The sequence below is a fragment of the Embleya sp. L77 genome (assembly GCF_055557415.1).
Map to the genome: position 1 here is coordinate 1,902,408 of NZ_CM145710.1, position 11,798 is coordinate 1,914,205.

10 protein-coding genes are annotated in these 11,798 nt (G+C 72.9%); 3 read left to right on the forward strand and 7 right to left on the reverse strand.

The window, feature by feature from the left end:
- Window positions 1–128 precede the first annotated feature (128 nt).
- A complete protein-coding gene (locus ACZOOI_RS38210; protein WP_465281409.1) occupies window positions 129–713 on the forward strand; it encodes a MarR family winged helix-turn-helix transcriptional regulator in 585 nt (194 codons plus the stop codon).
- A 46-nt stretch (window positions 714–759) separates the two neighbouring features.
- Here ACZOOI_RS38210 and ACZOOI_RS38215 read toward each other — a convergent pair whose 3' ends face one another.
- From ACZOOI_RS38215 to ACZOOI_RS38230, 4 genes are all read right to left on the reverse strand, one after another.
- Complete coding sequence (locus ACZOOI_RS38215) at window positions 760–1,569, reverse strand: putative protein N(5)-glutamine methyltransferase (RefSeq protein ID WP_465281410.1); 810 nt, start codon at window positions 1,567–1,569, stop codon at window positions 760–762.
- 260 nt (window positions 1,570–1,829) lie between these two features.
- On the reverse strand, window positions 1,830–2,933 hold the full coding sequence (locus ACZOOI_RS38220) for a terpene synthase family protein (RefSeq protein ID WP_465281411.1): 1,104 nt from the start codon (window positions 2,931–2,933) through the stop codon (window positions 1,830–1,832).
- Window positions 2,934–3,171: 238 nt separating this feature from the next.
- The gene (gene ligA, locus ACZOOI_RS38225) at window positions 3,172–5,304 is read right to left on the reverse strand and encodes an NAD-dependent DNA ligase LigA (protein WP_465281412.1); all 2,133 of its coding nucleotides are present in this window, start codon (window positions 5,302–5,304) and stop codon (window positions 3,172–3,174) included.
- A 120-nt stretch (window positions 5,305–5,424) separates the two neighbouring features.
- Window positions 5,425–6,606 (reverse strand): MFS transporter, encoded by a 1,182-nt coding sequence (locus ACZOOI_RS38230; protein ID WP_465281413.1) that lies wholly within the window; start codon window positions 6,604–6,606, stop codon window positions 5,425–5,427.
- A 59-nt stretch (window positions 6,607–6,665) separates the two neighbouring features.
- On the opposite strand from ACZOOI_RS38230, the gene ACZOOI_RS38235 reads away from it, so the two are divergent.
- Both ACZOOI_RS38235 and ACZOOI_RS38240 read left to right on the forward strand, forming a co-directional pair.
- A complete protein-coding gene (locus ACZOOI_RS38235) occupies window positions 6,666–7,724 on the forward strand; it encodes an ArsR/SmtB family transcription factor (protein WP_465281414.1) in 1,059 nt (352 codons plus the stop codon).
- 96 nt (window positions 7,725–7,820) lie between these two features.
- Complete coding sequence (locus ACZOOI_RS38240) at window positions 7,821–8,582, forward strand: YqjF family protein (RefSeq protein WP_465281415.1); 762 nt, start codon at window positions 7,821–7,823, stop codon at window positions 8,580–8,582.
- Between the two features lie 327 nt (window positions 8,583–8,909).
- Here ACZOOI_RS38240 and ACZOOI_RS38245 read toward each other — a convergent pair whose 3' ends face one another.
- From ACZOOI_RS38245 to ACZOOI_RS38255, 3 genes are all read right to left on the reverse strand, one after another.
- Window positions 8,910–9,437 (reverse strand): nucleotidyltransferase domain-containing protein, encoded by a 528-nt coding sequence (locus ACZOOI_RS38245; protein ID WP_465281416.1) that lies wholly within the window; start codon window positions 9,435–9,437, stop codon window positions 8,910–8,912.
- Between the two features lie 158 nt (window positions 9,438–9,595).
- Window positions 9,596–10,537 (reverse strand): carbohydrate kinase family protein, encoded by a 942-nt coding sequence (locus ACZOOI_RS38250; RefSeq protein ID WP_465281417.1) that lies wholly within the window; start codon window positions 10,535–10,537, stop codon window positions 9,596–9,598.
- A gap of 88 nt (window positions 10,538–10,625) precedes the next feature.
- On the reverse strand, window positions 10,626–11,657 hold the full coding sequence (locus ACZOOI_RS38255; protein ID WP_465281418.1) for a LacI family DNA-binding transcriptional regulator: 1,032 nt from the start codon (window positions 11,655–11,657) through the stop codon (window positions 10,626–10,628).
- Between the last annotated feature and the right edge of the window lie 141 nt (window positions 11,658–11,798).

The following is an 11,798-nucleotide window of genomic DNA, read 5'->3' on the forward strand; positions in this document are numbered from 1 at the left end:
GGTGCGGTGCGGTGCGCCGGCGATCGGTGGGCCCGCCGGCGCGGACCGTGGACCGCGGCGGCGTTTGTTGAACGTTCAGAAACATAGCACCTATAAGTTGACGGTTCAACAAGTCATTTGCTGTCGTCATGACCGACGACGATTCGCTGACTCCTTCCGAGCAAGAGATCTGGCAGTCGTACTTCACCGGGACCAGGGAACTCGCGGCCCATCTGGACCGGCGGATGCGCCGGGAGACGGGCATGCCGATGACGTATTTCGAGATCCTGGGCCTGCTCGCCGAGGCGCCGGGCCGGAAGATGCGGATGAGCGAGCTGGCCGCGGCGGCGTTGTCGTCGACCAGCCGGGTCTCGCACGCGGTGAGCGCGCTGGAGAAGTCGGGCTGGGTCTCCCGCTGCCCGGTCCGAGGTGACCGCCGGGGCTGGGTTGCGCGCCTGACCGACGAGGGACTGGCCGCATTGGCCGCCGCGGGGCCCACCCACGCGGCGACGGTGCACCAGCACCTGTTCGATGTGCTCACGCCGTCCCAGGTGGCCGCGCTGGCCGAGATCGGGCGCGCGATCCAGGACGGCCTGGGCGTGGTCTGCGCGAGCGCACGAGCAGCAGCAGCCGCCGCGGTGGAGGAGACAGGCGGCGATGCGGACGTCGAGGAGATCGACACCGGGATGGAGTGTCCGCTCGACGACACCGCACGCAACGGCGACGCCGGCTAGCCGATCGTGACGCCGGGCGCCGGGGCGAGCCTCCACGGCCTGCCGATCAACCCTTGGAATCAGGCATGCGGTCGGGGGGCCGGGTGCCCGTCACCACGGTGGCGTACCACTCCTCGGACTCGACGACCCGCGGAATCAGGCCCGCGGCGCGGAAGACCTCGACGGCGTGCGGTGCCTGGCGCTCGCTCGTCTCGACCAGCAGCCGGCCGCCGGGCGCGAGCCATTGCGGTGCCGCCGCGGTGACCCGGCGCTGGATGTCCAACCCGTCGGAGCCACCGTCGAGGGCCACCCGGGGTTCGTGGATCCGGGCCTCCGAGGGCAGGAGTGGGATCTCCCCGGTCGGCACGTAGGGCGTGTTGGCGACCAGCACGTCGATCCGCCCCCGCAACGACGCCGGCAGCGGCGCGAACAGGTCGCCCTCGAAGACCCGGTCGGCGGCGATGTTGCGCCGCGCGCACCGCACCGCCACCGGGTCGATGTCGGCGGCGTACAACTCGACCCGGTCCACCTCGGCGACCAGGGCCGCGCCCAGAGCGCCCGAGCCGCAGCACAGGTCGACCACGACGGCCCCGGGACGGGCCGCCGCGACGGCCTGCTCGACCAGGAACTCCGTGCGCCGGCGCGGTACGAACACGCCGGGGTCGACGGCGATCCGCAGGCCGCGGAACTCGGCCCAACCGAGTACGTGTTCCAGCGGGAGACCGGCGACGCGGCGATCCACCATGACGGCCAGTTCGGCCGGGTCGGCGGCACCTGCGATGAGCAACTCGGCCTCGTCCTCGGCGAATACACAGCCGGCGATACGCAGCCTGGTGACGATCACGGACGTGGGGCAGGGTGATGCGGAAACCGACATGAGAGCCTTTCGGATGCCGAAGGGTGCTCTCGCGGACTCACCTATGCCAAGTGGACCGCACGGTCGTGGAAGGAGAGCACCCGACCTGATACAGCGGTAATCGGTGCCACCTCCTCGAACTCGAACCCGGTCCGCCCAGGGTTGGGCGCGGCGGCAAGACTACCCGACACCGAGCGCGGCTCGCGCCGGGGTCTCCCGCCTCGCGCCCGCATCCCGCGCCGTACCCGGTGGGTGGACCGACGTGGGATCCGGGGCAGGCCCTACGGCCACCGATGCCCCGCGGCGCCCCCGTCCCATCCGTGCGGCCGACCGCGCACATCGAGCAGGTCCGCGACGTACTCCGGAACGTGCAGCCCGCCCCCGGCGGTGCGGCCCCGGCCGATGCCCGCTCGACGGCCGACGCTGCGCACGTTCTCCCACGCCCACGCCTCCGTCCCGGCCATGCGATGGTGCATCGCCGAAACGCAGCGCCGCAGCAGCAGTTCGGCCTCCGGATCGGCCGGGGCCGCACTGCCGGCGGCACCCTGTAGGGCGCGCCGGGCCGCCATGAAGTCGGCCACCCGATCCTGGATCCGCGCCGCCACCGCCGCCTCGGCGTGCTCGCGTCCGACATGCTCGGTGTACGTCAGCACCCCGACCAGGTCGGCCGGCGAGTCGGTGCCGGCGCTGTCCCGGGACGCGTAGTAGTCGCTGATCCAGGACACCACGTCCGCCTCGGCGTTGCGGATGTCGTCGTACGCGGCGCCGTCCCGGATCGCCGCCGCAAGCTCGCCGCCGGCGATGAACTCGTCGAGCAGCAGGCACGGGAACTGCCCACCGGCCAACCGGCGATGCTGGATGTACGCGTCCACGCCGCACGCATGCTCGTGGGCCGCCCCGGGCGAGGCGCCGGCCGGCGGACGGGCCACCCGATGCAGCGTCTGCACGCACTCGACGACGAAGTGCTCCCGCCACTCGGCGCTCATGGCCGGATAGACCCGCCCCAGGATGTCCGCGAGCGCGTGCGCCATCGCTCCGGCCGCCGGGTCCGCCCGACCGGTGCGGTACACCGACTCGATCCGGTCGATCAGAGGCTCACCCGGATGTGCGGGGTGTTCCTCGGGTTCCGCGTAGCGGTCGTGGACGAGGAACTGCCATGCGATGAACTGCGCGTACAGGCACAGCAGTTCGGGCGTGGTATCGGGATGCGTGTAGGCGGCGAGGTCGCCCAGTCGGGCGCCGACCAGTCGCTTCTCGGTGCCGGGGTGATCGAGCAGCCGGTGCCGTCGGGCCCAGTCCAGCAGCCGGCATTCCGCTTCGGGCGCGTGCGGATTGCGGTCGAGGGCGAACGGCAGCGGTATTCGCGGGGGATGTGCCTCGACCATGGGGACTCCATTCGTCGTCGAAGGGTGGTGCGGCCGAGGGGTTTCCGCATGTTGCGGACTCTCTCGGCCACCACCGGCTCCCGAACGCGACGATGCCGGAGTCCGACGCGCCGCACACCGATATCGCCCGTTTCCACCTCGGGGTGACAGTCGATCTGCTATGGATCGTCGGAAAACTCCTGGGTCGGAACGACGGCGACCGGTGCACACCACCCGGTCGCCCGCCGTTCCCCGTCGCTCACGCCGGAAGCAATGCCCCCACCAGGTCGGCGAATTCCTCCGGAGTCATGATCGCCACGCCGAGCTTCTCCGCCTTGGCCCGCTTGGTCCCCGCCTTGTCCCCGGCGACGACCAGGGCAGTCTTGGCGGACACGGACGAGGACGCCGTGCCGCCGGCGCGCTCGATCAGTTCGTTCATCTCGTTGCGGGACAGCGCGGCGAGCGAACCGGTCATCGACCCGGTGACCACCACCGACTTCCCGGTCAGCGGGCCGGCCTCGACTGGTGCCACATCGCTCGCCTGCTCGGCACCGGAAGCGGCACCGGCATCGGCATCCGCATCCGCAGCCGGCGCACCGGCTCCCGGTCGCACACCGGGCTCGGTCATGTTCACCCCGGCGGCGACCAACTTGTCGATCACCTCGGCGAGTTCGGCGAGTTCGGCGACGATCACCGCGGCCTTGCCGGGACCGATGCCCTCGACCTGCGCCATCGCCTCCACGTCCGCCGCACGGATCGCGTCCATCGTGCCGAAGTGCCGGGCGATCCGGCGGGACATCGACCGACCGGTCAGCCGTACGCCGAGCGCGCACAACACCCGGCTGAGCGGCTTCCCCCGGGCCTCCTCGATGCCGGCGAGCAGCTTGTCGGCGATCTTGTCCACCCGGTCCAGGGCCAGGAACTGTTCGCGGGTCAGGGTGAACAGGTCGGCCATGTCGCCGACCGCGCCGGAGGCCACGAGTTGCGTGACGATCCGGCCGCCGATGCCCTCGATGTCGAGTTGGTCGCGGCCCACCGCGTACAGGATCCCGGCCTGCAGACCGCACGCGCGGCCCTGTGCGCACCGCCAACGCTGCTGTGTCGTGTCCAACGCGCCGCCGCACTGCGGGCACGCGGTCGGAAACTCGATCGGCGTCTCGTCGCCCGTGCGCATGTGCACCAGCGGCGCCTCCACCCGCGGGATGATGTCGCCCGCCTTGTACACGCTGACCCGGTCGCCGACCATCAGCCCGCGGCGCTCGATGTCGGCCGGGTTGTGCAGCGTCGCGAAGCCGACGACGCTGCCGTCGATCTCCACCGGATCCAGGATCGCGCGCGGCGCGATCACCCCGGTCCGGCCCACCGCCCAGTCGACGCCGACGAGTCGGGTGATCTTGTGCACGGCGGCCAGCTTGTACGCGATCGCCCAGCGCGGCGCGCGCGTTCCGCTGCCCGCGTCGGCCTGGTCGGTCGCCGCGTCGGCCTTGATCACGACACCGTCGATGCCGAACGGCAGTTCCGCCCGCGCCGCGGCGATCTCGTCGACCGCGGCCTGTACGTCCTCGATGGTCGTACACACGCGCAGCCGCGCCGAGGTGCGCCCGGTGGTCAGCACGCCGAGTGCCTCGACCCGGGCCATCACCGCGGAGTGGTCGGCGGTGCGCAACTCCTGGGCGAACGTGCTCTCGTCGTCCGGCAGTGGCAGTGCCACGTAGCCGAAGAAGGTCATCGGGATCACATACGGCCGATCCTTGGCCCGCAGCGTGCCCGCCGCACCACCGCGCGGGTTGGCGAACACGGTTGCGCCGTACTCCCGACGGATCTCGTTGGCACTCTCGAACTGCTCGGCGGTGAGCAGGACTTCGCCCCGCACCTCGATCGACACCGGCTCGCTCAACCGGTCCGGCAGACCGACGATGGTGCCGATCGCGTGCGACACGTCCTCACCGGCGATGCCGTCGCCGCGGGTGACCAGCCGGTCGAGCCGGCCCTCGCGGTAGCGCACCGCCACAGCCAGGCCGTCCATCTTCGGCTCCACCGTCAGCGCCGCGACCGGCCGCTTGATCCGGCGCTCCAGCGACGCGGCCCACGCGGCCAGCCCCTCGGGATCGAAGACGTTGTCCAGGCTGAGCATCGGCACGGTGTGCGGCACGTCCCCGCCCGGCAGCGCGCCCGCCGCGACCTTGCCGACCGGCGATTCGGCGAGCACCCGGTCGGGGTGCTCGCGCTCGTAGGCGCCGATCCCGCGCAGCAGCCGGTCGTACGTGTCGTCGTCGACGGTCGAGTCGGCGCCGCCGTAGTAGGCCCGCGCGGCGGCGGTCACGGCCTCGACGGCCTGGGCGTATGCGTCGAAGTCGGCGAGAACGGCGGCCGGCGCCGGGGTGTCGGTCATGCGCACATCCTTTCGAACGGGACCGACATCACCTTGATCGGCACGGGTCCGGCGCGACGCCCGACCCCGGCCCGCCGCCCGCCTCGCGCCACCTCGACCCTTCGAACCCCACCCGCCCCCTCACGCCTCCCGGAGCACCGGCCCCGGATGCGCCCGCAGCCCCGCCGCGAGCGTCAGGGTGACCGCGACGGACGCCCCGGCCAGCACCGTGATCGCCGTCGTCGGCGACGTGACCTGGGCGATCCCGCCGGCGATCGACGCGCCGACGCCCTGCATCGCGACCATCCCGGACGAGTGCAGCCCCAGCGCCTGCCCGCTCAGCTCGTCCGGCGTCATCGCCATCAGCCGCTCCTGGAACAACAGCGTCGCGGAATATCCGACCGAGGCGACCGCGACCACGGCCAGCGCGAGCGGCAGCGGCGGGTGCACCGCGAACAGCAGGTACGGCGTGGCCAGGAGCAGCAACATCGGCGCCCCCAGCCGGCGCCGCCATGCCGCGGGCACGAATCGCCCGCCCAGCACGTCCCCGGCGAGCATGCCCAGCGCCGCGAACGCGAAGAGCAGGCCCGCGTGGTCGGGTTCGAGCGGGATGAACAACGACTCGCAGCCGACGATCAGCCCGTTGGGCACCCACAGTGCGAGATAGATGTAGCGGCGCGGCTTGACCGACCACAACACCGTGTTGTTGCGCCAGGTCTCGGCGACCGACGGCCGACCGGACGCACGCGGAGCCCGTCGGGCCAGGCCGAACCGGGCCACGATCGCCGCGAGCAGGTACAACCCGGCGGCCACCAGGAGCGTGCCGCGCGCGGACAGCACTGTGACCAGCACGGCACCGAGCGAGAAACCGACGATCTGGAGCACTCCGTTGCTCATGTTGAGCACGGACCGCCCGAGCAGGAAACCCTCCCTGGGCAGGATCTCGTTGAGCAGCCCGTAGCGCACGCCGCCGCCCACCGCGGCCACCGCGCCCTCGCCCAACACGATGGCGAACACCGCCCACAGCGGCAGTCCGGGAATCGCCAGTGCGGCGGTGCCCGCGGCGAAGATCAGCCCGATCACCGTCATCGCGGCCCGCGGCGGCAACCGGTCCGCGGCCGACATCAGCGCGGTCGCCCCGATCACCTGCGCGAGCGAACCGCCGAACATGCCCAACGCGGCCAGCAACGGCGAGCCGGTCCGGTCGTAGACGAGCGTGCCCAACGCCAGTCCGCCGACGTTGGTCGCGGCCAGTTGCGCGGAGGACGTGGCGAACAGCGGCGTGTATTCCGGCGCTCGAAACAGCTCTCGGTAGGTGCGCATGTCCAGAGCTTCGAGGCCGGCGGGGTCCGGGCGTTACTGTTTCGCCGGGAGGCGAAAGCATGGGGTGGTGGCGGGTCGACGCGGACACCCTCGCCGGCAGCCGATTCGCGATCTCGCCGCTGGCCGAGGTCACCGCGACGCTGAAGACGCTGCAACGGGGTACGGCCGCGCATCCCGGCGAGCGGACCTGGCTGGACGCGCACCTGCCCGCCTATCGGGCCCGGCTGGCCGAGGATCCGGTCACCGCCCTGCTGCTGCGGATCGGCCTCGGCGGCAGTTGGAACGCGGACTTCCTCACGCCCCCGCCGCCGCTGACCGGCGAACCGGCCTTCGCCGCGGAACTGGCCGGGATCCGCGGCACATCGGAGCCGGTCGCCCGGGCCGATCTGGAGGTGTCGATGGGCGGCCCGCTGCCCACCGCGCTGCGCCGGGCCGATCTCGGCCCACGCGCCGCGGACATCCTGGACTGGGTGTGGACGCGGGTGGTCCGACCGGACTGGCCGCGCCGACGGCGGATCATCGAGGCCGACATCGTCGCCCGCACCGGCCAACTCGGCCGCGGCGGATGGGCGGCGGCCCTGGACGACCTGCGCCCGGGCATGCGCTGGCTGGGCGCGAGCCGACTGCGGATCAACGCGAACGACTACCCGCCGCGCGAACTCGGCAGCGCCCGCCTGTCGTTCGTGCCGGTCACCCCCGGGCGCGGCTGGGTGGCCTGGGAGGAGGAGCGGCACTACGCGGTGATCTATCCGTGCTCGGGCGCCCTGGCCGATGCCCACCGCCCGCCCGGCCCCGACCCGCTGGCCCGCCTGCTCGGCCCGGCCCGGGCCGGCGTCCTGACCCGCCTGGACACCCCCAAGAGCACCACCCAACTGGTCGCCCTCACCGGCCAGGGCCTCGGCTCGGTGGGCCGCCACCTCAAGGTCCTCCTGGACGCCCACCTCGTCCTGCGCCGCCGCTCCGGGCGTTCCGTCCTGTACTACCGCTCACCCACCGGCGAAGCCCTGATCGCCGCCCAGACCCCGGACCGAACACACGCCGCGGTCGCCGAGCCGACCGGCCCGAACCCGCCCCGAGCCCACGGGCCCGACGACGCCGCGACCGGGCCCGCGCCGTGAAAGCCGACGGTGACCCCGCCCTGACCGGCCCCGGGCCGCGCACCGTCGGCGGCGAGGCGGTCCGCGCGGCCGGGCGGGATGGGCCACCATGACCGGATGAGGACCGAACCCGTCACCGCGCTGTCGCCGCGCGGCATCCGGCACGTGCTGCTCACCCAGCGTTGGAGCGAACTCACCTTCGTGCACTGGGCCGTGCCACCCGCCGCAGTCGCCCCGCTGCTCCCGGAGGGGACCCGGCCGGACGTCCTGGACGGCGTGACCTACGTCGGCCTGGTGCCGTTCCGGATGGTGGGCGTGGGATTCCTGCGCCTGCCCGGCGTGCCGTGGCTGGGTACCTTCGCGGAGACCAACGTGCGGCTGTACTCCGTGGACGGGGCCGGCCGGCGCGGCGTCGTCTTCCGCTCGCTGGAGGCGGCCCGCCTGTTGCCCGTGCTGACCGCCCGGGCCACGCTGCGACTCCCGTACCGATGGGCCCGCATGCGCATCGAACGGACCGGCGACCGGGTGCGCTACACGACGCGGCGACACCGCCTGGAGGGCGCCCCGCGGGGCGGCGCGGTCGAGGTTCGCGTCGGCGCACCGGTGACCGACCCCGGCCCGCTCGAACACTTCGTCACCGCCCGCTGGGGCCTGCACACCCGAGTCGCCGGCCGTACCCTCTACCTGCCCAACGCGCACCCGCAATGGCCGCTCCGCCACGCCGAGTTGCTGCATCTCGACGACGACCTGGTCGCCGCCGCCGGCCTGCCCGAGGCGACCGGCGAACCGGACAGCGTGCTCTACTCACCCGGCGTCCCGGTCCGCTTCGGCCCACCCCTCCCGGTCACCGGCACCGCCCCGCGGGCCCCGGGGGAGTAGCGTGCGGCGGTGGGCCCGGGTATCACCGCAACCCACCCGGCACGCTGAAACGCCAGGCGGCACGGCTCCTGGCCCGCCTGGAACCGGTCGGATAGCCCGCCGTGGGGGATACCCCATGCCCGACGACCCGCGAAATCCGGCCGGCCGGTGGGGGCACGGCGAAGTGGGGGCGGATGCCCGGACGGATCGTTCGTGTCGATCACACCCCCGAGGCGCCGACCCCACGCCGGTCGCCTCCGGACGCCGACCCCACGTCGGTCGCCCCACCGCCCCCACTTCCACGCGGCCGGTCGCACCCCACCGGAATCGGCGACCGGTCCGTGCGGTCTACCCGGCCATCCCCTCCCGCAGTCGTTCGATGTCCTCGAGGTCCTTGGCCCGACGCGGCCGATGCGGCATCCACGTGGGCGTCATCAGCTTGATCTCGATCTGCGCCTCGGGCGAGATGATCGGGCAGGACAGCCCGCCCAGCTTGCCCGGAGGCGCCTCCAGCATCCCCTCCGGCCAGCGGAAGCCCGCGCACGGCCCGCCGGCCACGATCACGTGGCCGTCCGGATCACGGGCCAAAAAGGCGAAGCCCAACTCCACGCCACCCGCCGTGTAATCGAGTTGTTGCTCGGCGGGAGCCCGCGCCAAGCGAACGAATCCTCGCGCGGAGAACGCCGCGGTGAGCGCCGGGGCGTCCCGAGCCCACGCGAACCAGTCGACATCTCCGTGTTCCCGGGTCGTCCGGCCCAGGAAGAAATCCATTGCCCATCCGCCACGCAACCAGACCTGTATACCCAACTCCCGGGCCAAGTCTTGGATTTCGACGATCAGTGCGAGCTGCCGGTCGGCATCCGACGACACAGTCATGGGTTTACCGTAGGGCTCCCGCAACCGGCCCCGGGGCGGTGTTCGCCACGCCGTCATCCACCCGTGACCGAAAACGACCCTCGGCCGGACCTTCGGGGAAGGACCGCGGCGGCATCGGGTCCCGGCCGGACCGCGCGAGTCGATCGGAGCCCGCGCCTCTACCCCGGCGCGGAGGCGAGCCCGTGCGCGCGGCGATACGCGCCGAGCTCCGCCTCGGTGGGCGGGTTCGCGCCCGCCCGCGAGCAGGTGAGGGCCGCGACCACCGACGCGTCCGCGAGCAGCGCGCCGAGCGTCGCCGGGTCGAGGCGCCGGATGCCGGCGGGGTCCAGCAGACCCCGGCGGCGAAGCGCGTCCAGGAGACCGGCCGTGTACGCGTCGCCCGCACCGACCGTGTCCACCACCCGCACCGGCCGGGCCGGCGCCGAGGCCCGACCCGCGGGACACACGCCGTACGAGCCCTCGGCGCCCCGGGTGACCACCACCAGCGCCGGGCCCAGCGCCAGCCAGGCATCCGCCACGTCGGCGAAGTCGCGCCCCGGATGGAGCCATTCGAGGTCCTCGTCGCTGACCTTGACCACGTCCGACAGGGCCACCAGGGACTCGATCCGCTCCCGGGCCGGCCCCGGATCGCCCATCAGGGACGGCCGGCAGTTCGGATCGTAGGAGACCACCGTCTGCGCCCTCGCGTGTTCGGCCGCCAGTACGCGCCGCACGAGGTCCGCGCCCGGAGCGAGCGTCGCCGCGATCGAACCGGTGTGCACACACCGGGACCCGGCCGGGACGCCCACCGCGTCGGGCAACTCCCAGACGATGTCGAAGGTGTAGGTCGCCGCACCCGCCGCGTCCAGATCGGCCCGCGCCACGCTGGTGCGCCCCGTCGACCGGCTCTGCGGCGCCACCTCGACCGCACTCGCCGCCAGGTGCGCCGCGAGCAACTCGCCGTGCGGGTCCGCCCCGTAACGGGTGATCAGGTGCACCGGCGCGCCCAGCCGCCCCAGCCCCACCGCGACATTGGCCGGACTGCCCCCGGGATGGGCGACCGGATCGCCGCCTCGGACGGATACGAGGTCGATCAACGCCTCGCCGATCACGGTGATCATGCGGCGGCCTTCCTGGCTGGACCGAAGTTCGGACGGGTGACACACGAGCGGGCCTCGACCGGCCCGGCGGCGGTGCGTGCGGGGCCGGTCACGGACCGACCTCGCCGGAGCCGCGCGGGATCAGACGGGTGCGCATGTGGATGTGCTGCACCGGGGTCGAATCGCCCCCGAGGCGACGGAACAGCAGGTGCGCGGCGGTCTGCCCGATGCCGAACGGGTCCTGGGCGACCACGGTCACGGCCGGGGTGAGCATGTCCGCGAGTTCGAAGTCGTCGAAACCGACCAGGGCGGGCTGTACCGGCGAGCGGCGTATCTCGCGCAGCGTCTCCACCGTGAACCGGCTGTTGCCGCAGAAGACCGCCGTCGCCGGATCGGCCCCGCCGAGCATCGCCCGCAACCACGCCCGCAGTTCCGCCCCGTACGGCGGCCCGTTGTACACCAGCCGCGGGTCCGGATCGATGCCCGCTTCCGTCAACGCCTCGCGATGGCCGCGCAGGCGTTCGCGGGCGGTGAAGATCTCCAGCCGGTCGCCGATGAACGCGATCCGCCGATGTCCGTGCCGGATCAGGTGGTCGACGCCGTTGCGGGCGCCGCCGACGTTGTCCACGAGTACGGTGTCCGCCTCGATGTCGCCCGGTGGGCGGTCGACGAACACGCACGCCATCCCGGCCTCGATCTCCGGCAGCAGGTAGCGGTGGCTGCCGCTGGCCGGGACCACGATCAGCCCGTCCACGCGGCGGGCGCACAACGCCAGGACCAGATCGCGCTCCTTGTCCGGATCCTCCGCGGACGACGCGCTGAACAACACCGTGCCGTGCTGATGGGCGATGTCCTGGATGGACCGGGTCAGCGCGGAGGAGAACGGGTCCGCGGCGTCCTCCAGGACCAGGCCGATGCTGGAGGTGTGACCCGAGCGCAGCTGCGCCGCGCTGTCGTTGCGGCGGAACCCGGTCTGCGCGACCGCCGCCCACACCGCCTGCTGTTTCACGGCGCTGACGTTCGGCTCACCGTTGATCACCCGCGAGACGGTCTTGATGCCGACGCCGGCGAGGGCGGCCACGTCCTTCATCGTGGTGCGACCGCGCCCACGCGGTCGCTCGGGGGTCGTCGGGCCGGCCATCGGGGGTCCTACCTTTCGAGCGGCCGGGCTCGCACCCGGCACCCATGGTGCGTTGTTCCCGGAACCGGGAGTGGGAAGGGGAGTGGCACTGGTACCGGGACTGGTTCTGGGATCGGGGCGAGGGATGGCACGTGGGCCGGG

Bases quoted from the DNA above. Each gene is read 5' to 3' on its own strand.
- ACZOOI_RS38235 (WP_465281414.1), top strand. From the start codon at position 6,666: ATGGGGTGGTGGCGGGTCGACGCGGACACCCTCGCCGGCAGCCGATTC.
- ACZOOI_RS38255 (WP_465281418.1), bottom strand. From the start codon at position 11,657: ATGGCCGGCCCGACGACCCCCGAGCGACCGCGTGGGCGCGGTCGCACC.
- ACZOOI_RS38230 (WP_465281413.1), bottom strand. From the start codon at position 6,606: ATGCGCACCTACCGAGAGCTGTTTCGAGCGCCGGAATACACGCCGCTG.
- ACZOOI_RS38210 (WP_465281409.1), top strand. From the start codon at position 129: ATGACCGACGACGATTCGCTGACTCCTTCCGAGCAAGAGATCTGGCAG.
- ACZOOI_RS38220 (WP_465281411.1), bottom strand. From the start codon at position 2,933: ATGGTCGAGGCACATCCCCCGCGAATACCGCTGCCGTTCGCCCTCGAC.
- ACZOOI_RS38250 (WP_465281417.1), bottom strand. From the start codon at position 10,537: ATGATCACCGTGATCGGCGAGGCGTTGATCGACCTCGTATCCGTCCGA.
- ACZOOI_RS38215 (WP_465281410.1), bottom strand. From the start codon at position 1,569: ATGTCGGTTTCCGCATCACCCTGCCCCACGTCCGTGATCGTCACCAGG.
- ACZOOI_RS38245 (WP_465281416.1), bottom strand. From the start codon at position 9,437: ATGACTGTGTCGTCGGATGCCGACCGGCAGCTCGCACTGATCGTCGAA.
- ACZOOI_RS38240 (WP_465281415.1), top strand. From the start codon at position 7,821: ATGAGGACCGAACCCGTCACCGCGCTGTCGCCGCGCGGCATCCGGCAC.
- ligA (WP_465281412.1), bottom strand. From the start codon at position 5,304: ATGACCGACACCCCGGCGCCGGCCGCCGTTCTCGCCGACTTCGACGCA.